At 29.9% G+C, this 23,529-nt stretch carries 16 protein-coding genes; 4 read left to right on the forward strand and 12 right to left on the reverse strand.

The window, feature by feature from the left end; translation table 11 throughout:
- Window positions 1-30: 30 nt before the first annotated feature.
- The 11 genes from HMPREF9630_RS04850 to HMPREF9630_RS04900 all read right to left on the reverse strand — a co-directional run bounded on the left by HMPREF9630_RS04850 (window position 31) and on the right by HMPREF9630_RS04900 (window position 18,244).
- A complete protein-coding gene (locus HMPREF9630_RS04850; protein WP_009527419.1) occupies window positions 31-4,704 on the reverse strand; it encodes a prealbumin-like fold domain-containing protein in 4,674 nt (1,557 codons plus the stop codon).
- A 755-nt stretch (window positions 4,705-5,459) separates the two neighbouring features.
- Window positions 5,460-6,215 carry an exodeoxyribonuclease III gene (locus tag HMPREF9630_RS04855; RefSeq protein ID WP_009527420.1) on the reverse strand — a complete coding sequence of 252 codons (756 nt, stop codon included), beginning with the start codon at window positions 6,213-6,215 and terminating at the stop codon, window positions 5,460-5,462.
- Between the two features lie 236 nt (window positions 6,216-6,451).
- On the reverse strand, window positions 6,452-7,318 hold the full coding sequence (rsmA, locus tag HMPREF9630_RS04860) for a 16S rRNA (adenine(1518)-N(6)/adenine(1519)-N(6))-dimethyltransferase RsmA (protein WP_009527421.1): 867 nt from the start codon (window positions 7,316-7,318) through the stop codon (window positions 6,452-6,454).
- Window positions 7,308-7,880 carry a ribonuclease M5 gene (gene rnmV, locus HMPREF9630_RS04865; RefSeq protein WP_009524256.1) on the reverse strand — a complete coding sequence of 191 codons (573 nt, stop codon included), beginning with the start codon at window positions 7,878-7,880 and terminating at the stop codon, window positions 7,308-7,310. The genes rsmA and rnmV overlap by 11 nt, the downstream gene beginning before the upstream one ends.
- Entirely contained in the window at window positions 7,873-8,922 is a 1,050-nt protein-coding gene (locus HMPREF9630_RS04870) for a lysylphosphatidylglycerol synthase transmembrane domain-containing protein (RefSeq protein WP_009527422.1), read from the reverse strand. Before HMPREF9630_RS04870 ends, rnmV begins: the two co-directional genes overlap by 8 nt.
- A gap of 153 nt (window positions 8,923-9,075) precedes the next feature.
- Window positions 9,076-10,206: a cobalt-precorrin 5A hydrolase gene (locus tag HMPREF9630_RS04875; protein WP_009527423.1), complete on the reverse strand. Its 1,131-nt coding sequence runs from the start codon at window positions 10,204-10,206 to the stop codon at window positions 9,076-9,078.
- Entirely contained in the window at window positions 10,172-10,948 is a 777-nt protein-coding gene (locus tag HMPREF9630_RS04880; RefSeq protein ID WP_009527424.1) for a cobalt-precorrin-4 methyltransferase, read from the reverse strand. Before HMPREF9630_RS04880 ends, HMPREF9630_RS04875 begins: the two co-directional genes overlap by 35 nt.
- A 100-nt stretch (window positions 10,949-11,048) precedes the next feature.
- A complete protein-coding gene (gene cobI / locus HMPREF9630_RS04885) occupies window positions 11,049-11,783 on the reverse strand; it encodes a precorrin-2 C(20)-methyltransferase (RefSeq protein WP_009527425.1) in 735 nt (244 codons plus the stop codon).
- Window positions 11,784-11,882: 99 nt separating this feature from the next.
- A complete protein-coding gene (gene cbiT, locus HMPREF9630_RS04890) occupies window positions 11,883-12,461 on the reverse strand; it encodes a precorrin-6Y C5,15-methyltransferase (decarboxylating) subunit CbiT (protein ID WP_009527426.1) in 579 nt (192 codons plus the stop codon).
- A 153-nt stretch (window positions 12,462-12,614) separates the two neighbouring features.
- Window positions 12,615-16,823: a PolC-type DNA polymerase III gene (locus HMPREF9630_RS04895; protein ID WP_009527427.1), complete on the reverse strand. Its 4,209-nt coding sequence runs from the start codon at window positions 16,821-16,823 to the stop codon at window positions 12,615-12,617.
- Between the two features lie 119 nt (window positions 16,824-16,942).
- Window positions 16,943-18,244: an MATE family efflux transporter gene (locus HMPREF9630_RS04900; protein ID WP_009527428.1), complete on the reverse strand. Its 1,302-nt coding sequence runs from the start codon at window positions 18,242-18,244 to the stop codon at window positions 16,943-16,945.
- Window positions 18,245-18,533: 289 nt separating this feature from the next.
- On the opposite strand from HMPREF9630_RS04900, the gene HMPREF9630_RS04905 reads away from it, so the two are divergent.
- From HMPREF9630_RS04905 to rpmE, 4 genes are all read left to right on the forward strand, one after another.
- Entirely contained in the window at window positions 18,534-20,318 is a 1,785-nt protein-coding gene (locus HMPREF9630_RS04905; RefSeq protein WP_009527429.1) for an aminopeptidase P family protein, read from the forward strand.
- Between the two features lie 341 nt (window positions 20,319-20,659).
- Window positions 20,660-20,932 carry an autorepressor SdpR family transcription factor gene (locus HMPREF9630_RS04910; RefSeq protein WP_009527430.1) on the forward strand — a complete coding sequence of 91 codons (273 nt, stop codon included), beginning with the start codon at window positions 20,660-20,662 and terminating at the stop codon, window positions 20,930-20,932.
- A gap of 5 nt (window positions 20,933-20,937) precedes the next feature.
- Window positions 20,938-21,609: an SdpI family protein gene (locus tag HMPREF9630_RS04915; RefSeq protein WP_009527431.1), complete on the forward strand. Its 672-nt coding sequence runs from the start codon at window positions 20,938-20,940 to the stop codon at window positions 21,607-21,609.
- A 110-nt stretch (window positions 21,610-21,719) separates the two neighbouring features.
- The gene (gene rpmE / locus HMPREF9630_RS04920) at window positions 21,720-21,920 is read left to right on the forward strand and encodes a 50S ribosomal protein L31 (protein ID WP_009524268.1); all 201 of its coding nucleotides are present in this window, start codon (window positions 21,720-21,722) and stop codon (window positions 21,918-21,920) included.
- Between the two features lie 204 nt (window positions 21,921-22,124).
- Here the strand turns inward: rpmE and HMPREF9630_RS04925 are convergent, their stop codons facing one another.
- On the reverse strand, window positions 22,125-23,528 hold the full coding sequence (locus tag HMPREF9630_RS04925; protein ID WP_009527432.1) for an aldehyde dehydrogenase family protein: 1,404 nt from the start codon (window positions 23,526-23,528) through the stop codon (window positions 22,125-22,127).
- Between the last annotated feature and the right edge of the window lies 1 nt (window position 23,529).

A 23,529-nucleotide genomic window follows, 5' to 3' on the forward strand; every position in this document is an offset into this window, starting at 1 on the left:
CATTTTAGAATTTTATTAATATTTAATTTTTTATTTATCTTTTCTTCTATAACGTCTTAGTACTACAAGACCGAGTAATGATAATGCATATGTCATCATCAATGGTATTTCAGGGAATTCATTGCCTGTTTTAACAAGTTTACGAACTCCGAGAGGTACTCCGTCTTCGTCCACGTACTCTACCGTTCCGTCAGGTTTTGTCTGCTTAGTATATGTTCCAAGCGGTACTCCATCTTCATCTGATACAACTATGCTATCAGGTGAATTAGGGTTGTTCGGATTCGGTGTATCGTCTATCGGATAAGTCGGTACTGATGGTGTCGGTCTATCTCTGTCAGGTACACTTGGTGGCGGTGTCTGCGGATCATTTGACGGTCCCGGAGGTGTTGGATCATCTCCCCCTGAGCCACCCGGATTTTTAGGTGTTGTTTTACGAGTATTTACAAATTTTACTGTAACATTATCATCACTTTCAGTTATAGTTCCGTCTATTGTTCTGCCATTTTGTCCATTAACTGTAGTGCTATAATTAGAATTTGGCGCTTCAGTTACTTGATATGGCGTTCCTAATTTTATACCTTCTATAAGTATATGTTCACCATGTCCAAGTTCTATAACAGTTTCAGTGCCACCTGTTATTGTTTTAATAATAGTTACGTCTTTATACTTATATACTTTATTAGGATCATCTCCTATTTTAACTGTAAATCTGAATTTTTCAGCTTTATCTGTATCAGAACCCACTACTTCTTTTTCTATTCTAAGTTGTCCGTGTGTAGTAGTTTCATTTATAAATTCAACTGAGTTTTCGAATACATTAGCCAATACATTAGCAGTAGTTATTTTACCTGATTTTTCTACTTCTTGAGGTTTGTATTCTTTATAATCAGTCTCTGTCAATGTATATTTTATTCCGGCAGGCAAATCTTTTATCTCTATTTGCTCACCATCTTTTAATTTGAACTCTCCATCGTTTCCTATAGTTCCTGCCTCAACCCCATTTTTATAATACTTATATTTTCCATTTACTTGTAATTCATTTTCACTTGTAAATTTAACTACAAAAGTAAATTCATCATTGGGATCTGACCACTCATTTCCTACTACTCTCTTATTTACAAAAAGTGATGCTGATGTCGTTTCAGTGGTAGGTGGTGGTGTTGGTGGAATTTTTTCATTCATCACAGTTATTTCATTTCCATTTTGTGCATTTTGACTTATATAGTCATCCTGATTAACTTTTACTTTATATACGCCGTTATTTTGAGTAATATTAATATTATAAGTTTTATTAAGCTTAACATATCCTTGTGGAGCTTGAGTTTCTTCAAGAATATATTTACCCTTTGTTAATTGCTTGAAAATCAATTCTCCGTTATCATCTGTTATTCTTGTTATATTAATATTTCCATCAGTTTGTTTTAAATTGAACTGTGCACCTTTTAACTTTTTATTATCGTGATCAGTTTTTATTATTTTTATTTGAGTAAGCCCTTCCGAAGTACTTCCTCCACCACTGCCGTTTATTTTATATTCACCTTTTACGGCAGGTATATCATTAATTTTTCCATTTTTTCCAAAAAGCGTAACTTCATTTTGCATATTATCAGCTTGACCGTTTATATCTGTAACATATATGAACCTATATTTTCTTGTCTTATCAATAATATTTAATTTGAGAATATTTTTTTGATTATCATGATATTCCATAAATTTTTCCAGATCAGATTTTTCTGTATAAGTTTTATATAATACAAATTTTTGAGAAGCATTGTCAAATATCCATTCCTCAACTTTATAATTTCCATCTTTAAAACTTAATTCTCCTGAAGGTTCTGTTCTAAATGACATTCCCGCTCCAAGCTTATCTTCGATATACTCAATATCTTTTGCATAATAGTTGTCAGGATCATATTCTACTGTCCATGTCAAATAACCGTCTCCAATTTTTTCAGAATTAACTGCTTTTTTAAGGAATTCGTTACTGATATCAAAAAGTTGAATGTCTTGTGATTTATTTCCTCTGATTTTTACTGTCGCCATATTTTTAATAGGTTCAACTTTTTTATTTACATATGCTTTGAAAGCGTCATCTGTAAGCTTAGCTTTAAGCAAAATAACATATGGCTTGTTTATTTTTTTAAAAGTGAATTGAGCTTTATTATCGGTGAATTGATATTCAAGAAATTCTAAATCATTATCAACAATATTTTCGGCTTTTACAACTCCTCTTGTTCTTTTCTGATTTTCGTCTTTAATATTTTCGTAAGCTTCTTTAGGATTATATGATGTACCTTCAAATATAAGGAATTTCTTACCTTGAGCAATGTCTTCAAACTTCCAGCCGTCAGGCAATATATCTTCTAAAATGACATTTCCAATCAGGCTTTTACCTGTATGTTTTCCATTTTCATCTATTGTATTGTCCATATCTGATGCGTTTACGCTAAGTCTGAATATTACCGAATTTGTCTTCTTGTCAAATGCTATAGCCTTATTATCTATAGCTTTTTGAGTTGTACCATCGAATATATCCTGGTTAGCTAAGTCTGATACATCTTGTCCTTCTTTTAACTTTTCAGCTAAATCTCTTGATACTGTGGCAGGCAATGCCTGTTTTGTAATCATCCTCGCATTGTATTCAGGCCAAGATTCTGAAACTGCCACTCGGTTTCCATTTTCAAACAGATGAGCATAATTGGCTATACTTATTCTTCCGTCACCAAGCAATGTCTGAGGGTCTGTTATCACAGTATTGAAACTGAAAGTATAATTTTTCTCATTAGGATTAAATCCATATATTTCGAGCAAATCTCCGATATATTCATCATTGGCATATATTTTATAAACTTTACGCTTAATAGTTTTATCGGAATTAAAACTATCTTCCAAATATTTATTATATCTTATAAATTTCGGAACTATTTTTTGTTTTTCTGCCAGATTTGTAATATCCATACCGTCTAAGCTTGTTATTTTTGTAATTCCGTCGCGTATTTCATATTCCCCTTCTTTAAGCTTATAAATAGCATTTGGAGAATTTTTGAAAATTATCATGTCATATAAATAACTGCTTGTTTTAGGAGAATACTTATCATATTCATACACTTTTATATTCCATTTTATAGTTTGACCTATATAAGAGCCTTTATCTTTATCTTTCTCAAAATCCTTAGTAAGTATAGTTTCCCCTATAGACATTGAGGCAAAATGTTCCACTTTGAGCTTACTGTCTTTTCCCCATGTTACACTTGCTACATTTTTAAAATCTCTTCTTTTTGTTTTTTCTAAATCTACATTAATACCGTTAGGATTTATCTTAGTTGTTATTGTAAATTTTATTTTAGTGGTTATATCGCCTATGGTATAGATAGAAGCAACAGGTTGTATAGAAGTATCTTTTACTTCGTATTCTTTTGTTTCTTTGTTCCATACTTCCAATTTTGAATGTGCAAACTCAAGATAACATTCTCCAAGCGTGTCTTTAAGCAATTCATCTTTTATTTTGACATTTTCCAATGATTTGCCTTCATGATTAAACTCTACAGTCCAATCCACATAGTAAGAATTAGGATCTTCTCCTTTTTCTGAATCCCCTTTACGATACGGTCTTTTATGTCCGTTTACGTAATGGTCTTTTATTACTTTCTTTTGAGTCCACATCTTGTCGATTTCAACTTCGCCTACAGCTTTATATTCTTCTTTGTCTTTTCTTATAAATGCAGTATTTGTCTTTGTAATTCTTTCAGATTCTTTTTTATCGTTTCTTAAATAGAAATCGTCAAATTTTATTTCAGTTTTAAACTCAATTACAATCGGTGTCGTACTATTATTATCAAATTTATATTTGAGGGGTTTTACTTTATTCCCATTTTTATCTGTTTCTATTTTATCTTTATCAAATGTAGGTATTTCTGATACTAACGCATCTTCTGTCTTGCCAACTTTAAAAGAGCCTTCTACATAGTCTCCTACATCAAACAAGTTATCATAAAATTCAAATCCGTCAAGAGATATTTGACCGAAATATTTATTTTTATCTATAAATACTTTCCATGTTATAGTTTTAGTATTGTAATCAACCTTACCCTCTTTTCTCATAGCTATACTTTCTTGTCCGGGTATGAGGTTGTATTTTTTATTTAATATTTCTACAAATTTATTTCCTTCAGAATTATTTGGGTCGTCAGCCTTTTCATCTAACTCAAAGCTTGCGTACAAGTCTACTTGAACGCCTTTACGGTCATCAAATATATACTTGTCGCCATCAAACTTAAAATCCAAGACAACATTATCGCCTTCTTTTACAAATTTTGCGGTACCTATTTTTTTGCCTGTATGATTCGGTCCTTTATCATCTTTTATTATAATAGGCTTATCTCCAATAGGATTTGTGACTTTAATACCTTTTCCAAGTTTTATTTTGGCAAAGTCACCTTGTTTGACATACTGCGGTTTACCATCAAGCTTAACTGGAACTTTAAAGTTTACATCTACCCTAAATCCCTTATCCGCAATTATACTTCCACCCTCTGCAATAGGTTTATTGTCTTGTGTTACAATAACTTCAGGTTTTAAAATACCTGTTACATCCTTACCTGTACCTTCCGCATAAGAGCTTTTCGGGACTGATATACTGCTTATGAGTAAAACAAGTGCCAATATAAAACTTCGCAACCTGCTTAATTGTGTCATAGGTTTCATTTTCACTCCTTCTTTCCTTACTAATACTGTCATTTGATTGAAATCACACAATTATAACACAAAACAATTATGTTTATATTATAATTAATACTTATATTCTATAATATCGTACTCTTTTCATCAAACATTAGCATTAATTTAAAGTAATTCAAGCTTATTAATTAACCTTTACATATATAGCCTTTTTTTACTATTATAATCAATATTTTTTAAATAATTTTATTGTTTTTGTTTTTAATACCCTCCTTTATTAAAAAAATATAGCAATATTACCTATTTAAGTAATTATATTTTATTTAATAAAACATATTACATACTATGATAGCCGTATTAACTGTGATATATAGGCCTATATTACTTTTTATGCTGTATTATTATGAACATCTGAAAGTACACCACTAATCATTAACCAAGAAAGTGGTATTTATCCGCAAATTATACATTCTTATTATACAATTCTTAATTAATATTATTGAATTGAAGTTCCATAAGTTTAATAATATGCAGACTTATTCTTATCATTTTTTATTTGGATATTTTTCGGTTTTTATATATTATTGCAATATTTTAAGTAAATATTAGTCATAATTACTTAGTCTATAATAATAACACATTATTATAATTTAATCAATATGTAAAATACAGAACCTATTTTATTTTTTTGTTTATAATTTTTTTATATTTCAATATGATATAAAAAAAGGGCTTGTTGTTATTATAATTTCTTATAAATTTTCAACAGCCCTTTTTTTATTCTACAATTCTATTTCTATTGATACCGGACAATGATCTGAACCCATTACATCTTGATGAATGCTTGCAGATTTGAGTTTTTCTTTTAGCCTGTCAGATACGCAAAAATAATCTATTCTCCAACCGGCATTGTTCTTTCGTGCATTGAATCTATATGACCACCACGAATACTCATCCGTTTTATCTGGATAAAAATATCTGAATGTGTCTATAAATCCGGCATTTAAGAGCAATGTAAATTTTTCTCTTTCTTCATCTGAAAAACCGGGATTTTTACGATTGTTCTTCGGATTTTTCAGGTCTATTTCTTGGTGTGCCACATTCATATCTCCACATATTATAACTGGTTTTTTCTCATCCAATTTTTTAAAATATTCTCTGAAATCTTCTTCCCATTTTTGTCTGTATGCAAGCCTTGCAAGCTCAGGTTGTGCGTTTGGAGTATATACTGTGGCTATATAATAATTTTCGTACTCCAATGTTATGAGTCTGCCTTCCATATCATGCTCTTCTATCCCTAAACCGTAATGCACGTCTATAGGTTTATGTTTTGTATATATAGCTGTTCCTGAATATCCTTTTTTATTTGCATAGTTCCAATATTCATAATATCCATCAAAATGAAGTTCTATTTGATTTTCTTGCAGTTTTATCTCCTGCAAGCAAAACGCATCAGCATCAAAGTTTTTGAATATATCTTCAAACCCTTTCTCTCTAACTGCTCTAAGTCCGTTTACATTCCACGATACAAATTTCATATGTTCTCCTGTTTTAAATTTTTTTAATTTATTTTGTTATTGAATCACCTTAATTATTTATGCCTCTTCAAGACTTTATACTAAAGTCCTTTTAAATTAAGCTATGTTTGATATATTTAAGCATTATTTCAAAAAATATATATGTTTATTAATTGGCATTAGATATTAATAATTTTGTCATTTATCTACATTTTTTAATCATACAAAAATAATTACTCATTATTATATAATCAAAATTATAATACGTTTTTATAATTTTGTGTCAATTTTGCAAAATCTTGTATTGTAAGTGTTTCTCCTCGTCTTTTGCTGTCTATTTGTGATATTTCAAAAAGTTTTTCAAGTTTTTCTTTATCTGCCAAATCTTCATAACCTGTAAGTGAGTTTAATATGGTTTTTCTCCTTTTGGCAAAACTTCCTCTTACAAGTTTGAAAAAAAGTTCTTCATCTTCTATCTCAACTTTTCTTTTTTCATTGACTGTCAATTTTATGACTAAAGAATCTACATTCGGCTCTGGTATAAAAGAATTTTTAGGCACTTTGCAAATTATCTGTGTATCGCAATAATACTGTACGGCTATACTCAAACTTCCATAATCTTTTGTAGAATGCTGTGCGTTTATCCTGTTTGCAACTTCTTTTTGAAGCATCAATACCATAACGCTTACATTTACATTTTCTTCCAATATTTTCATTATTATCGGAGTTGTTATATAATATGGTAAATTTGCTACGACTTTGACTTTTTGATTTATACCCAAGCTTTTTAACTCTTCATTTATATCTGTTTTTAATATGTCTTTGTTTATAATATCTATATTTTGATAGGCTGACAAAGTTTCATTTAATATAGGCAAAAGATTCTTGTCAATTTCTACCGCTACAACTCTTTTCGCTCTTTCACATAATTTACTTGTAAGAGTACCTATACCTGTACCTATTTCAAGTACTACATCATCTTTTGTTATGTCTGCGGCTTCTATTATTTCGTTTAATATGTTTTCATTTATCAAAAAATTTTGCCCGAGAGATTTTGTCAGTTTAAAACCGTATTTTTGTATTATGTTTTTTGTAGTTTTGGCTGATGAAAGTTCAGTTTGCATTTTTATCCTCTTCTTCGTATTTTTGCAAAGCAAGTTCAAATTCTTCTCTTGTTATTTCAAAATTATTCAATCTGTATAAAAATTGTTTTGCATTTGAATACCCTATTCCAAGAAATTTACCTATATAATCTCTCTTTAATGAGGAGTTTTCTCCTCCTTGAAGTTTGTTTTGCATCATATCATATATTGAAAATGTATCTGTTTTATCACTTCTAATACATCTTGCTTTTGTAAGTGCCTCTATAATCGAATCGGGTCTTGCATTTTCTACTCCTATGTCTCCGTCTTTCGTGCTTTGCTCTCTGGGTATGAATGCGTGTTTACAATTTTGTTTTCCTGCAATTTTTTCTACTCTTTTTCTGATTGTTTCTCCTGCATAGTCTGAATCTGTAAGTATGATTATATTTCCTATTGTCGATGCTTTTTTTATAAGGTCTTGTGATTTTTTGTCAAGAGAATATCCGTTTGTCATTATCACTTGTGCATCTACAGCCTTCTTTACAGCCGAAACATCGTCTTTTCCTTCTACCACTATTATTTCTTTTATCTTTAATCTACACATTTTTCACTTCTTCTTTTTTCTGTTTAAAAATATATTCTCCAAATGATACAAAAAATATCAATGCACTTATTGCAAACAATACATAAAAATTAGCTCCTCTTGTCAGTACAAGTGCATCTGTAATAAAATCTTTGCTGTAAACGGACAAAAATAAAAATTGAAACAACTTTTCGCTAACTCCGATAGCTCCAGGTAACGGCAAAGATGATACGGACACATAAGCCAACGCCTGTAAAAATATTATCCTATAATATGCAAGATTATTGAAACCAAGCGATCTGTATACTATATATGATATAGTGTAAAGAACTGTTACTTGAATGGTTGTAGTAAGTAATATTATGGATACGAGTTTTTTGTTTTTCTTTATGAATATAGAGCTGTTTCTGTAATCATCAAGACCTTTATTTATCATATTTTTCTTGTCATCTTTTTCGCTTAACGGTAATTTATTTATTGCAAAAAAAGCAATCCTTCTTATAAACTTTATAAATCTTCCAGAGAATATTGCAAAAACTATGAACAAAAATATTAACAGGTTTATAAATATTCCAAGATATATTATCCAAACATTTAATCCTTTTTTTGAAAATATATAATCATAATTGTAATAAAATCCTATAACTGCCATAATTACAGTTACAAATTGATACACACAAAGTTCTATCATCAATATAAGGCTTGAATGAGATATTTTTATATTGTCTTTTTTCATAATGAATACCTGCATAGGTTGACCGCCTGTTGCAGACGGAGTAAGACCGCTGAAAAAATATCCTGAAAAAGCATACATAGCCGTTCTGAATATATCGGTTTTATATCCATATGATTTCAACATATTCTTAGTATTAAATGCCTCACATAATATATAGATTATTGACAAAACTATAGAAAACACAAGCAATTTCCCGTCAGCATTTTTTATAGCTTTGAATATATCTTTACTTGTAAAGCCTGTTATGAGATATTTGAAGGTTATAAATATCAACAATGCCATTATAATAATATTTCTTGGCACATTTTTAATAATCTTGTTGTTCATATTTCCTCTTTAAGCACTTATAAGATAATCATCTTTTATAATATTTTTTATTTCTCTTACCAAATTAAACAACTGATAAATATTTATCGAAAGTTACCTAAAGCCCATTTCAAACGTGGATTTAATTTCTTTTTTCAATTATAGAAAAAATTATTATTGTAACTTCAATCCTGCTGACAAAGTTATTCCATTTCCTTTGAAATTTTCAGCTATTATATTGTCTTCGCTAAGCATCTTGGCACAGGAGAGCGATACGGAGTCTACACCTGTTATACTTTTTACAAAATCGTTCTTGGGTATATTTTTATAATACCTGCTTGCAATAATTTCATCTGATGTAAAAGTTGTAAATTCTACGCCTAATTTTTCCGCCAACTTTATTATTCCTTGCTCGTTTCTTTTTATATCTATACTTCCTATCTTTGTAACGGACGTTATATCTATATTGTTGTCGAGCAAATATTTCATAAGAGTACATTTAATTATATCATAAGGTGTATTTTTTTTACAACCTATGCCTATATACACACATTTAGGTATTATTTTTGCATAGTTTTGCAGATGTTCCAATCCTGTTTTTTTTCTATATGTTATATGAATTATAAATTCATTTTTTTTATAAATTTCATTTTCTTCAAATTTATTTTTTTCAAAATCAATATCATTTTTTATACATATATTGTCTGCTGATTTAATTTTTTTATAATTTATCGAAGAAAAACCTCTTAAATCAACATCTTCAGGAAGACTAACATCTCTTAAAAGATACACTTTGTCATCATTTGCAAGCATATAATTTATATTTTTGTATAATTCTCTGTCTTCATCTTTATATGCCTTTAATCTCAATGCTATATTATCAAGCGCACCTTTATCATTTATATCTGTGGCAGTTGTTATTACAGGAAACGCTCCTGTTTTTTCGCCTATATATCTGCATATTTCGTTTGCTCCGCCTATATGACCACTCAAAAGAGATATTGCAAATGTCAATTTTTCATCACATACTATTATTGCAGGGTCTACTGTTTTATCCTTTATATGTCTTGCGATATGTCTTATTACTATACCTGTTGCCATTATAAATATTATTGCTTTATATTTTTCAAAAATTTCATCTATCAATACATCAAGTTTTTGATAAAATATTGTTTTATCATATTTTTGTTTTTCTCTGTGTTTTTCCATAATATACACATCTGCGTTTTCAAATATATCTGATAGTTTATATGCCGCTTGTATTGATTTTTCAGTCAGACTTATTATGGCTACTTCTGTATTCATGAGAAAACCCTCTATCGTAAAGTTTGGAGTTATTATATTCATTTCCAAGAAAATCTCCGACAAGTATAAGTGCTGTTTTTGTTATATTTGCCTGTTTTGTTTTTTCAGCTATATCACTCAGTTTTCCTATAACTTTTTTTTCATCTTCCCAAGTGGCTTTGTATATAACTGTGCATGGTGTATCCATGCTGTAACCTCCATCTGAAGTCAACTGCTCTACAACTTGCTCTATTTTATCTACTGACAGAAATATTACCATAGACGTCTGATGCTTTGCAAATTCTCTCAAACTCTCTTTTTCAGGTACAGGTGTTCTTCCTGATTGCCTTGTTATTATTAAACTCTGTGATATTTCAGGCACTGTATATTCCACTTTAAGTGAAGATGCCGCTCCCAAAAACGAGCTTACTCCGGGTATGAGTTCATATTCTATATTTAATTTGTTAAGCGCTTCTATTTGTTCTCTTATAGAACCATATATGGAAAAATCTCCTGTTTGTAACCTTACTACATATTTTTCGGCTTTTACGTTTTTATCTATCACATCAATTATTTCATCAAGATTCATAAAAGCAGAGTCATATTTTATACAACCGTCTTTGCAATAATCAAGTAATTCATGATTTATGAGAGAGCCTGTATATATTACTACATCTGCATTTTTAAGTCTTTTATATCCTTTAAGAGTTATAAGCTCCTTATCTCCGCTACCTGCTCCAACAAATGAGATATAATAGTTCATGCTACACGTCCTACACTTCTAAAAATATTAAATTAGAAATTATTTCTTAATAAATTAAAACAATAATTCAGTATTCAAACAATATAAATTATAATATCTTTTAAATATTTTGACTTTTTACAGTATTTTCTTCTGCTTGAGTAAAATTTTTATTTATCAAAATAGTAGTAAGATACTCTTCATTTTTTTTGTCAAAAATTTCTTCACCTTGTAATATGATTTCATTTTCAAGTGATGCGTTGCTTACAACAATAGTGTTTTCTTGCAAATTATATTTTTTTATGAGCGATATTATATCGTTATAGTTTTTATATGCTTTCATTATCACAATAGAGTCAAAAGAAATTATATATTCCTCCAATTTTTGAATGCTCGTAGTGGCAGGCACAACTACAAACGCATTGTCATCAAAAGCTATCGGAAAATTGGTTTTACTCGCAACATCTACAAATGACGGTATACCGGATATAGTTATTATATCTATTTCATCTTTAAGTTTTCTTAAAATATATATAAAAGTCGAATATATCATTGCGTCGCCTATTGTTACAAAACCTACTTCTTTGCCGAGCTGTACGTCTTTTTTTATCTCGTCTGCTATCTCATTAAATGCAACTTCGAGCTTTTGTTTATCTCTTATCATAGGAAAATGCCTATTTTTTATTTGTACCTTATCTCTTATATATTTTTTTGCTATTGTATAGGCTATACTTGTGTTATCATTTTTTGATGTAGGACAATAGAGTATATCTATTTTTTGTAGAGTTTCCACAGCTTTTAAGGTCAAAATACTGTTATCTCCCGTACCTACACCTATTGCATATAATTTGGACATTCTTTACCTCTTGTTTTTATAGTAATTTATAAAGTCAATTTCAATTATTTCAGCCTTTTACAGACTTATACCGATAATCTAATATGGACACTATATAATTTATATTTTTTTACAACTTATCACAAACACAGGATTGAGCGGTTTAAGATATTTATACCTTGCCAAATTCTCAATTTTATTGACAGAAAGCTGACAACCTTTAATATCTGTAAGATTATTATTTTCCTCTATCGCTTTTAAAGTATCGTAAAAATTCTCCAAAGTTATGAAATTAAGCACCATTGTACCGTTTTTTTCTAACAAATTGCCTGCCCAGTCTATTATCTCTTTTACATTTCCTTTGCTACCTCCAATAAATACGGCATCAAATTCGACATCTAATTCACAGGGTGCTTTTTCTTTCAGCAATTTTATTCTGTTTTGTATATTGCCATATCTTTGTTCAAAACTTTCTATGTTCATAAGAGTTGTAGCATAGGCTTTGTCATCAGTTTCTATTGCAGTTACAAGTATGTTAGGATTTTGCATAAGAGCTTCTATACTTATCGTACCTGTGCCTGAGCCGACATCCAAAATATTTTTTTTACTCGTTATATCTAAATATCCCATTGTAACATATCTTATTTCTTCTTTAGTCATTGGAACTTTTTCATTTTTTATAAAATCTTTATCATTCATAAGCCTGTTCCTTTTTATTATAATAGAAACATTTTATACTAAACACTATTAAAAAAAATATAATTGATTATTTCGAAAAAGTATAAAATTTTAAGACTACTATTATATTATACTTTTCAATTAGTGTTTAGTATAAATAAAGTCTATTTTGAATTAAAATCCAAATGTTATTTGGTTTGTTGCCGACAAACTGTCTATACAACCGCTGTCTATGAGCTCTTGAACAACAGTTTTTGATATACCAGTTCTGTTTTTTAAATCTTCTATTGATATGAACTCTCTTATTCTACCTTCTTGATATATTTTTTCTGCTACTACGTCTCCCAATCCTTGTATTGATAAAAATGGTGGTATCAAATCCCCGCTTTCGTCAAGCTTGAATTTTTTTGCATCAGATTTATATAAATCTACTTTTTTCAGTTTTATACCTCTTTGATACATTTCATATGCGACTTCAAGTACACTGAGAAGACCTTGCTCTTTTGTAGTAGCACTTTTTCCGAGCATATTTATTTCTTTTATCTTTTTCAATATTTCATCTTTGCCTTTGGATATTATATTAGCATTAAAATCAAGCACTTTTGTTGTAAAATATGTTGCATAAAATGCTGAAGGATAATGTATCTTGTAATACGCTATTCTGAATGAAAGCATAACATAGGCTGCGGCATGGGCTTTTGGAAACATATACTGTATTTTTTTACAGGAGTCTATATACCACTCAGGTACTTTGTTATCCACCATATCTTTTTCGTATTCTTCTGTGAGTCCTTTACCTTTTCTTACATTTTCCATTATTTTAAATGATGTCTTTGGTTTTAGTCCTTTTAATATAAGATAATTCATTATATCGTCTCTTGTACATATTACTTCTTTTAAGGTAGCTATATTATTTCTTACCAAATCTTGTGCATTGCCTACCCATACGAGTGTTCCGTGAGAAAGCCCTGATATTCTTATAAGCTCTCCAAGTGTAGTCGGGTTTGTATCTATAAGCATCTGTCTTACAAATTTTGTACCGAATTCAGGTATTCCGAGTGTCCCTGTTATACAATCAATTTCTTCTAAGCTGCAACCAAGTGATTTTGTTCCTGAAAATAATTCCATGGTTTCTTTATCGTCTAGCGGAGCGTCTGTACCGTTGGTGTTTGTAAATTCTTCGAGTTGTTTTATAATTGACGGACCGTCGTGTCCGAGTATGTCAAGCTTTAATATTCTACCGCTTATTGAGTGGTAGTCGAAGTGTGTTGTGAGTGTTCCTGATTTTTTATCATTTGCAGGATATTGTATCGGAGAAAAGTCATATATATCTTTATAATCCGGTACTACCATTACACCACCGGGATGTTGACCTGATGTTCTCTTTACGCCTACACAATAATTTTGCAAAATTTCTATATATGGGATAGAAAATTTTTCATTATATGTTTCTTCGTATTTTTTTATAAAGCCGAATGCTGTTTTGTCCGCAACTGTACCTATTGTTCCTGCTCTATACACATAATCTTCTCCGAAAAGCTCTTGGGTGTATTTATGTGCATTTGGTTGATATTCTCCTGCGAAGTTAAGGTCTATATCTGGTTCTTTGTCTCCTTCAAATCCCAAAAATGTTTCAAATGGTATATCAAATCCGTCTTTTATATATTTTTCGCTACAAACAGGGCAATTTTTATCAGGCATATCTGCTCCTGTTGCGTATGAGCCGTCTGTTATAAATTCGCTATGTTTACATTTTGGACATATATAATGTGGCGGAAGTGCGTTTACTTCTGTAATATCACTCATATATGCAGCAAGTGATGAACCGACTGATCCTCTTGAGCCTACGAGATAGCCGTCTGACAATGATTTTGTAACTAATTTTTGAGCTATTATATACATAACTGCATAACCGTTTGTTATTATGGAGTTAAGTTCTTTTTCAAGTCTTTTTTCTACTATTTCGGGTAAATTATCTGAGTATATTCTTTTTGCTTTTTTATAGCACATATCTCTAAGTTCAACGTCCGAGCCTTCTATAATAGGCGGAAATGTTCCGTCAGGTACAGGCATTACTTCTTCAATCATTTCTGCTATTTTATTTGTGTTTTCTATTACTATTTTTCTTGCAATATCTTCTCCAAGGTATGAGAATTCTTCAAGCATTTCGTCTGTTGTTCTTAGTTGCAGGTCGTCGTTTGCATTTTCATCACGTTTTTTTATAGAGGCTTTTAAAATTTTTCTGTATAACTGTTCTTTTTCATCAAGATAATGCGAGTTTGATGATGCTATAACTATTTTATTTTTCCTTTGTGCTATATCTAATATTTTTTTGTTTATATCTTTTATTTCGTCAAAATCTTTTACTCTTCCTTCTATTATAAGTCCTCGCATTGTAGTTGCAGGATTTATCTCTATATAGTCATAAAAATCTACTAAATTTTCTATTTCTTCTATGGAATTATTGCTAAGTATTGCTGAAAATATGTCACTTTCATAAAATCCTGAGCCTATGAGGAGATTTTCTCTTAATGCTTTTAATTCAGATTTTGGTAAAGTAGGTGTAGTTCCTTGCAAGTATTTTATATGTGCAAGCGAAACCAATTTATATAAATCTTTTATACCTGCTTGATTTTTTGCAATTACTACTGCATTTGTAGGTCTTATCTTACTTACGTCTATGCTTTTTATCTTGTTGTTTATATCGTTGAAATCCTCTATATCCATATTTTTGAGTTTTTCTATGAATTTCAAAAATATATGTGCTGTAGCTGTGGCGTCATCTACTGCTCTATGGTGATTTTCAAGTGAAATATCAAGCTCTTTGGCAATAGTGTTAAGCTTGTGATTTTTAAGCTCTGTCATTATAAGCCTTGACAATACAAGCGTATCTATTGCGTCAAAATCATAGTTCAATTTTTGCTCAAATGACTTTTCTCTGATAAAACCTGTATCAAAATCCGAGTTATGTGCAACAAGTACACTTCCGCTACAAAATTCCAAGAAATTCGGCAACACTTCTTCTATAAAGGGTTTATCTGCAACAAGCTCGTCTGTTATGCCTGTGAGTTTTTGTATCTTTTCGGGTATCGGTCTTTTAGGATTTATAAGCTGTGAAAATGTGCCTACTATCTCACAATTTTTTATTTTTACAGCCCCTATTTCCGTAATCGCATCATTTTTATTGGAAAAACCTGTTGTTTCTATATCGAACACAACATATTCATCATTAAAACCTGCTGTTTTTCTTACCTTTATATGCTCTTGTGTGTCTTCAGTTATATAAAATTCACAGCCGTATATAGGTTTTATACCTTGTTTGTTGGCAACTTCCATAATTTCAGGATAGGCTTGTACAACTGCATGGTCTGCTATGCCTATCGCTGTATGTCCATAGCCTTTTATTCTTTTAATCAACTCTTTTACAGAGGTTAAACCGTCCATTTGCGACATGGTAGTATGTGCATGCAATTCTACCATTTTTTCAGGTGACAAATCTTTTTTTACTATTTTTATAAGTTCTTGACTTTTTTGTACGTTCAGCATAAAGTCTTTTTTGTACTGGTCGTATTCCACTTTGCCTGATGCTTTTATATACTGACCGTTTGACAACATATCGCTGTCGCCATTTTTTTCATTTATAAGCCTTTTACAATAAATAGCGTCCGTATCATCACCTATTATAAAAGTTATCATGGTTTTGTTGTTCTTCAAAACTTTCGTTTCTACATTGAATACTTCACCTGTTATTATAACATTGTCAAATTCACCTTTTATCTGTGATATAGGCACACTTTCACCTTTTATTTCCACTTTTTTAGGTGCATCTTGAGTTTTTTGTTTTTCCTGTTTTACTTCTTTCATGTTAATGAGATTTGCTGTAATATTTGTATTTTCAAGTTCCTGATTCTTTTCATACTCCTGCATATCTATTTCTTCTTCGTCCAATATTATGTTGGCTGTTATATCAAGGTTTATCTGATTTTTTATAATTTTATTCAACACATTTTGGGCATCTTTTTTCATCAACAAATTATATATTGCAGATTTTACTATGGTTATATCGTAGCAATTATTTTCTTTATTGTAATTGATTAAAAGATGTCCGTTGAGCTCTTTTGTTGAAGGAAATGTCTCATTTATTCTGACTCGCAGTATATTTTCATATCTTTTCAACTTGTCCGTATCATCTGATGATATTTTATAGCTTGATATTATCTCCAATTCGTTTAAAGACAATTCTTCTTTGATTTGTACTGTTTTTTCCAATATAATCTCTTCTTTTATGAAATCATCGGATGTTACATAAATTTCTATTTTATTTGTTTTTTTATGATATTTTATTTGCTCTATCACTATATAATTAGGAAAAATATTGCTCATCTCATCAATTCCTTTGAATATATATTTAAAATTATGATAATTATTTTTTTATTCAATTTTATAATATAAATGTAACTAAATTTTTTCTTTTTTATTATATCATAAATTCTAAAATTTTTTTATTCTTTATTCTTTCCGTATTTCATTATGAACACTATAGACATAAGACTTACAATCATTTCTGTCAATGTATATGAACCCCACATTCCCCTTATCATAAACATGCTTGAAAGATATATGGAAAGCGGCACTATTATTATGATGCCTCTTAATATTGAAATTATAAATGATATTCTTGGCTTTTCCATGGCTTGCATTGATGTTGCTGTAATCATATTAATCCCTGTAAAAGGAATGGACAAAAAATAGATTGTTATCCCCTCAACAGCCATTTTTAAAAGGGTTTCGTCTTTATTTGAATTAAACAGATTTGTCAAAAATTCGGCATTAATATACATATATGCGTATAAGATTACAGAAATAATAATCTCCGTAATTATAGCAAGTTTGATTATATAGCTTATGGATTTAAAATCTTTTTTTGCATAATTTTCACTTATTATAGGCTGTATGCCGTTGCCTACACCGTTAAATATCGCAACAACTACAAGTGCTATATTAGCAACAACTCCATACGCAGCCACGCCTACATTGGAAGAATATTTCAAAAGTATAAGATTAAACACTATTATTACCACACTTGATGAAATTTCATTTATAAGCGACGATATCCCGAGCGATGACAGATAAAAAAACTCTTTCAATTCTATTTTTGTCTTTTTTAATTTAAAACTGTTTTTTTTGAATATAAAATGTGTAGACAGTATAGCTATTCCTACAATCGGTGATATTCCTGTCGCAATTGCCGCTCCGAACATACCCATATCAAAGGGAAATATAAATATATAGTCAAATACAGTATTTACAATGCTACTTGTAATTACAGACTTCATAGAAAGCGACGGATGATTGTCATTACGAATAAAACTAATCAGTAAACTGTTTATCATAAATGCAGGTGTAAAAACAAGTATTACTTTTAAATAAGTGGTTGACAAATCAAGCACAGTATCTCTCGCACCCATTATATAAGCAATATCCGATGCAAAAAATAGACCTGTAAGCAAAAAAATAGATGAAAGAAGCAGGGCAAAAAACACACCTTTACTGAAGATACTGCATTTAAGTTCATAATCATCAAAACCGATTTTAAACCTTGTGCCGAAACCGACACCTATCATATTGGATATAGCAAACATAAAACCATATGCCGGCAATGCTATATTTAAAGCTGCAAGTCCGTCACTTCCACACCCGTTTGCAATAAAAAAAGTGTCCGCAAGTATGTAAAAAGACAAACCCATCATACTCATAATATTGAGTGACACATACTTAAAAAATTTATTTCTTATTTGTTTCATAAAAAAACTCTTTCATAAAAATTAAATTTATTATAATAATCCATTTTAAATTACATATTACCAAAAAACATATAATTATTACAAAAAATAGTATTTTAGTCAACTTTCAATTAACTTTGCAGGTTAATATATAATGATATTTTAAAAAGCAAAAAATTCAGCTAATAATTGAATTATTTTTTGTAAAATTATAAAAATAATGTTATAATTTAAAATTATACCCAATATCAATATCTACTTATCAATAAGATTTTTTTATAAAAAATTTATATATAAATGGAGGAAAATAATGTCAATTTTAAAACAAATACAAGAAAGTATGAAAAAAAACAATGTCCATTACTATATAATCCCGACAAATGATTATCACCAAAGTGAATATGTCGCCGACTTTTTCAAATTGAGAGAATTTGTATCAGGCTTTAACGGTTCAGCAGGAACACTTGTAATAGAGCAGGAAAGAGCAGGTTTATGGACTGACTCAAGATATTTTTTGCAAGCCGAAACACAACTTCCTAAAGAAATCACACTACACAAACTTGGCAGTGATGAAAGTTCAGATTTTCCGGCATATATTGCAGAAAATATAAAAGCCGGTCAAGCAATAGGATTTGATGCCAAATGTATAAGCACTTCTCTTGGAAAACACCTCTTAGGCATTGCAGAAAAGAAAAACTCAAAAATATTATTAGATGTCTACTTCGCTGATGAATTGTGGAAGGAAAGACAAACACTTCCTAAAAATACAGCCTATTTTTTAAATGATGATATAACAGGAGAAAATATAAGCTCAAAAATCAAATATATTACAGATGTGATGAAAGAGCACAAATGCCATTACACTGCACTTACAAAACTTGATGATATAGCATATCTATTGAATATGCGAGGCACAGATGTTACTTACAACCCTGTATTTTATTCATATGTATCTATAGAATTCAGAGAAGATTTCAATAATTACACAGTAAAATTATATATAGATGACGAAAAATTACAAGAAGATACAAAAAAATATCTGAGCAAAAACAACATACAAATACTTCCATATGAAAAAATATATGATGACATAAAACTTATAAAAAATAAAAATATGTTGTTGGATGAATCGGCGCTCAACTTTATGCTTTACACAAATATAGATGATACAAATTCAATTGTGGACATATTAAGCCCTATCACATCAAAAAAAGCCATAAAAAATGATACTGAGCTTAAAAATGCTATATATTATCATAAAATTGATGCAGTTGCCGTTATAAAACTCATTCATTATGTAAAAACAAATATCAAAAAAATAGATATGAGCGAAATAAGTGTCTCCGACAAATTGGAAGAATTCAGAAGACAATGTGATAAATGTGTAGATTTGAGTTTTGATACAATATCAGGATACAAAGACCATGGTGCAATAGTTCATTACAGTGCAACTGAAGAAACTAATTATAAATTAGAGCCAAAGTCTATACTCTTACTTGATTCAGGCGCTCAATATTTAGGAGCAACAACAGATATAACAAGAAGTATTTCACTCGGTACACCTACAGATACAGAAAAATTTGACTTTACTACTGTACTTAAAGGTCATTTGGCATTATCCAATGCCGTTTTCCCTGAAAACACAACAGGAAGTCAATTAGATACAATCGCAAAAGAGCCTATATGGAGAGAAAATTTGAACTTTTTCCACGGAACAGGTCATGGAGTCGGAGCTTTTTTAAATGTACACGAAGGTCCTATGAGAATATCAGGAGCTTATAGCAATGTCGGCTTCAAACGCGGCATGATAGTATCAAACGAACCCGGACTATACAGAGCAGGTCATCACGGTATAAGAATAGAAAATCTTGTATACGCAGAATTTGATAAGGAAACGGAATTCGGCAAATTTTTAAAATTTATTGATTTGACACTCGTTCCAATCGATCTTGACTTGGTAGATGTCGATTTGCTCAACAGCCAAGAAAAACTTTGGCTAAACAACTATCACAAAAGAGTGTTTGACGAGATAAGTCCGTTAATAGAAGATAAAGAACTAAAAGAATTTTTAAAACAACAAACAAGACAAATATAGTAATCATCTTAAAAATAGTGTCTTATTCGGCACTATTTTTTTGCTGTTATATATACTATTTAGATAAATTTCTAAATAGTTATTGACATTTAATATTTATTTTTATATAATAATTACAGTATTTAGATATTTATCTAAATACTGTATGCTTTATTTTTCATAAAAAATTTGTTCAAAAGCGTTAATTTTCTCTTAGATGTATACAAAATGCAGTTTTTATAGTTATTAACAGCCATATATAGTATGATAACATAGTTTTATTTTTATATATCGCTTTAACGGATATATTTTTTCTTATTTTGCGCATTTCTAATTTTCTCTAAAATTGGGGGGGTATTGTCTTGGCTTTTGCAAAAACATTTAAAGCACTGTCTGATCCTGTAAGAAGAGATATTTTAATATTGCTGAAAGACGGAGAAAAAAAGTCCGCAGGAGAAATATCTTCACATTTTTCTCTAACTGATGCTACAATATCTCATCACCTGTCAATATTAAAACAAGCCCTTCTCATAAAACAGACAAAAGAAAAAAATTATATATATTATGAATTAAACATATCTGTCTTTGAAGACGTTATGATGTGGTTTTCCCAATTTTTTAATAAGAAGGAGTAATTATTATGAGTAAAAATAATATTTTATCTAAAAAATTAATCGCATTTAGCTCCATATTATGTCTTATTCCTTGTATAATAGGTTTTCTAAAATATGACAGTTTTCCTCAAATGTTGCCTAACAGATTTGATTTTAACGGAAATGTCACTTCTTATGCGGATAAAAATGTATTGCTTTTCTACTTGCCTATCGTAATGGCTTTATTAACAATTATATTGGGTATTACAATTCATTTTGATCCGTTTGATAAAAAAAGTCAAAACAAAAACCCTATATTAGTAAAACTTACAATTTTTATAACGCCGATAGTCAGCAATATTATATTCTTGGCAATTTATATCAATTCTAAAAAACTTTTTTCATTAAATACTAAAATACCGATAATATTCATAGGTTTGATATTTTTAATAATAGGTAATTATATGCCTAAAAATAAACAAAACGCTATAATAGGTGTACGAAATATGTGGACTTTAAAAGATGAAATTATATGGAATAAAACTAACAAACTGGCAGGGTATCTATCTGTTTTAATCGGTATTTTATTTATAATAATACCTTTTATAAACATAGTTCCTTCTGTTTTGCCTAATCTTGTCTTATTTTTTGTATTTGCTTTGTCTATAGGTATAAATCTATACTCTTTCATATTGTATTACAAAAAAGAAAAACATTGATAAATTATTATGATTGATTTTTGTAATAAAATATGATATAATCTCTAAGTTAATAATTTATTTGGCAATAACAAGCAACTATTGCCCATTATTTAGTAAGAGGTGAAATAATGAAACCAAATTTGCATCCTGAATTCAAAGAAGTAACAGTACACTGTGCTTGTGGAAACACATTTACATCTGCATCTACAAAAGATGAAGTAAAAGTGGAAATATGCTCTGCTTGTCACCCATTTTATACAGGTCTTAACAAATCTGTAGAAAAAGGTGGTAGAGTTGAAAAATTCAACAAAAAATTCGGAAAAAAATAAAGCATTTATCAATAAATGCTTAAAAGCGTGCCAAATGGCACGCTTTTTTATTTTGCTTAAGCTACAACAATATAAAACCCAACAGAATGATAGATAATTTATATTATAGGAGTCCATAAATAGTGTTATATTTTAAATCTACACATATTTTCATATCGTTCTATTAGGTTTTAGTATTAATTATAAGTATTTTTTTAATAGTATTTATCTTATGCTGAAAGAATCGTGCATTACGCATCTTCTTATTCTGCAAAATGATTTTGCTGAAGTTATACCTTCTCCTGTAGGTCCTGCTATAGTAAATGTTGTATGTCCTTCTCCACCTACTCCTATTCCTGAATATGAAGGCGCATTTTTAACAAATATAGTCGCTTCTAATTTTTTTGCCATTTTAGACAATTTTTCTACATTTTTGGAGTGCATTATTGCTGTATGTCTATTTCCATGTTCAGCTTCATATGCATATTCTATTGCTATATCTACATCTGATACGCTTACTATAGGTAATATGGGCATAAGCATTTCTTCTTGTACTAAATGATGATTTTTAGATGTTCTGCATATTATTAATCTTATACTGTCATCTACATATATTCCTAATTTTTCTAATATATATTTTGCTGATTTACCTACAAACTCTGTCTTAGGTTTTCCATTTTCTTGTGATACCAATTTGTCCAATTTTTCTATCATATCTTGTGATACTATTTCATATGCTCCGTTTTTCTTCATATGATAAATCAACATATCAGATATGCTGTCTACTGCAAATACTTCTTTTTCAGCTATACAAGGCACGTTGTTGTCAAAGCTTGCACCTGATACTATATCAATAGCGGCTTTTTCTATATCCGCAGTTTCATCCACTACTACAGGAGGATTTCCTGCACCTGCTCCTATAGCTTTTTTTCCTGATGACAAAACAGTATTTACGATAAATGGACCTCCTGTCGCTACAAGCAACTTAACCTTAGGATTGCTCATCATAAGATTGGTATTTTCTATTGAAGGTTCTTTTACCATTGTTATCATATTTCTCGGTGCACCGTATTCTTCCAAAGCCTTGTTCATCATCTTAACCAATTTTATAGAAACATTTTTTGCTCTTGGATGAGGACTGAATACTACAGTATTTCCTCCAACTATCATAGATATTGAATTATTTATAAGAGTTTCTGTAGGATTCGTAGTCGGTGTTATTGAGCCTATGACTCCAAACGGACAATATTCTTCAATCATAAGTCCATCTTTTCCTGTTATGGCTCTTGTTGTCAAATCTTCCATTCCCGGAGTTTTTTCAGCTGCCACTTTATTTTTTAATATCTTATCTTCAAATCTTCCTATTTCAGTTTCCTCTACCGCATCTCTTGAAATCATCTCAAGATTATCTTTTTTGAGCACTTCTCTTCTTATAACATTTGCAAATTCATTTCTTTGCTGTACACTGCACTCAAATAATTTTCTTTGTGCTGTTTCACTCGCATTTATTGCTGCTTCCATATCATCAAAAATACCATAATTATATTCATTGCTTAATATATTTGATGATTCCAATTTCATTTCACTTAACACTTGTCTTACGACATCTTGTAACAGTTCTGCGTTCATT

This window comes from Peptoanaerobacter stomatis (assembly GCF_000238095.2).
In the GTDB taxonomy this organism is placed as follows: Bacteria; Bacillota; Clostridia; order Peptostreptococcales; family Filifactoraceae; genus Peptoanaerobacter; species Peptoanaerobacter stomatis_A.

What these genes read in the sequence shown, in the direction of transcription:
- HMPREF9630_RS04850 (WP_009527419.1), bottom strand. Translation starts at nt 4,704, where the DNA reads ATGAAACCTATGACACAATTAAGCAGGTTGCGAAGTTTTATATTGGCA.
- HMPREF9630_RS04855 (WP_009527420.1), bottom strand. Translation starts at nt 6,215, where the DNA reads ATGAAATTTGTATCGTGGAATGTAAACGGACTTAGAGCAGTTAGAGAG.
- rsmA (WP_009527421.1), bottom strand. Translation starts at nt 7,318, where the DNA reads ATGCAAACTGAACTTTCATCAGCCAAAACTACAAAAAACATAATACAA.
- rnmV (WP_009524256.1), bottom strand. Translation starts at nt 7,880, where the DNA reads ATGTGTAGATTAAAGATAAAAGAAATAATAGTGGTAGAAGGAAAAGAC.
- HMPREF9630_RS04870 (WP_009527422.1), bottom strand. Translation starts at nt 8,922, where the DNA reads ATGAACAACAAGATTATTAAAAATGTGCCAAGAAATATTATTATAATG.
- HMPREF9630_RS04875 (WP_009527423.1), bottom strand. Translation starts at nt 10,206, where the DNA reads ATGAATACAGAAGTAGCCATAATAAGTCTGACTGAAAAATCAATACAA.
- HMPREF9630_RS04880 (WP_009527424.1), bottom strand. Translation starts at nt 10,948, where the DNA reads ATGAACTATTATATCTCATTTGTTGGAGCAGGTAGCGGAGATAAGGAG.
- cobI (WP_009527425.1), bottom strand. Translation starts at nt 11,783, where the DNA reads ATGTCCAAATTATATGCAATAGGTGTAGGTACGGGAGATAACAGTATT.
- cbiT (WP_009527426.1), bottom strand. Translation starts at nt 12,461, where the DNA reads ATGAATGATAAAGATTTTATAAAAAATGAAAAAGTTCCAATGACTAAA.
- HMPREF9630_RS04895 (WP_009527427.1), bottom strand. Translation starts at nt 16,823, where the DNA reads ATGAGCAATATTTTTCCTAATTATATAGTGATAGAGCAAATAAAATAT.
- HMPREF9630_RS04900 (WP_009527428.1), bottom strand. Translation starts at nt 18,244, where the DNA reads ATGAAACAAATAAGAAATAAATTTTTTAAGTATGTGTCACTCAATATT.
- HMPREF9630_RS04905 (WP_009527429.1), top strand. Translation starts at nt 18,534, where the DNA reads ATGTCAATTTTAAAACAAATACAAGAAAGTATGAAAAAAAACAATGTC.
- HMPREF9630_RS04915 (WP_009527431.1), top strand. Translation starts at nt 20,938, where the DNA reads ATGAGTAAAAATAATATTTTATCTAAAAAATTAATCGCATTTAGCTCC.
- rpmE (WP_009524268.1), top strand. Translation starts at nt 21,720, where the DNA reads ATGAAACCAAATTTGCATCCTGAATTCAAAGAAGTAACAGTACACTGT.
- HMPREF9630_RS04925 (WP_009527432.1), bottom strand. Translation starts at nt 23,528, where the DNA reads ATGAACGCAGAACTGTTACAAGATGTCGTAAGACAAGTGTTAAGTGAA.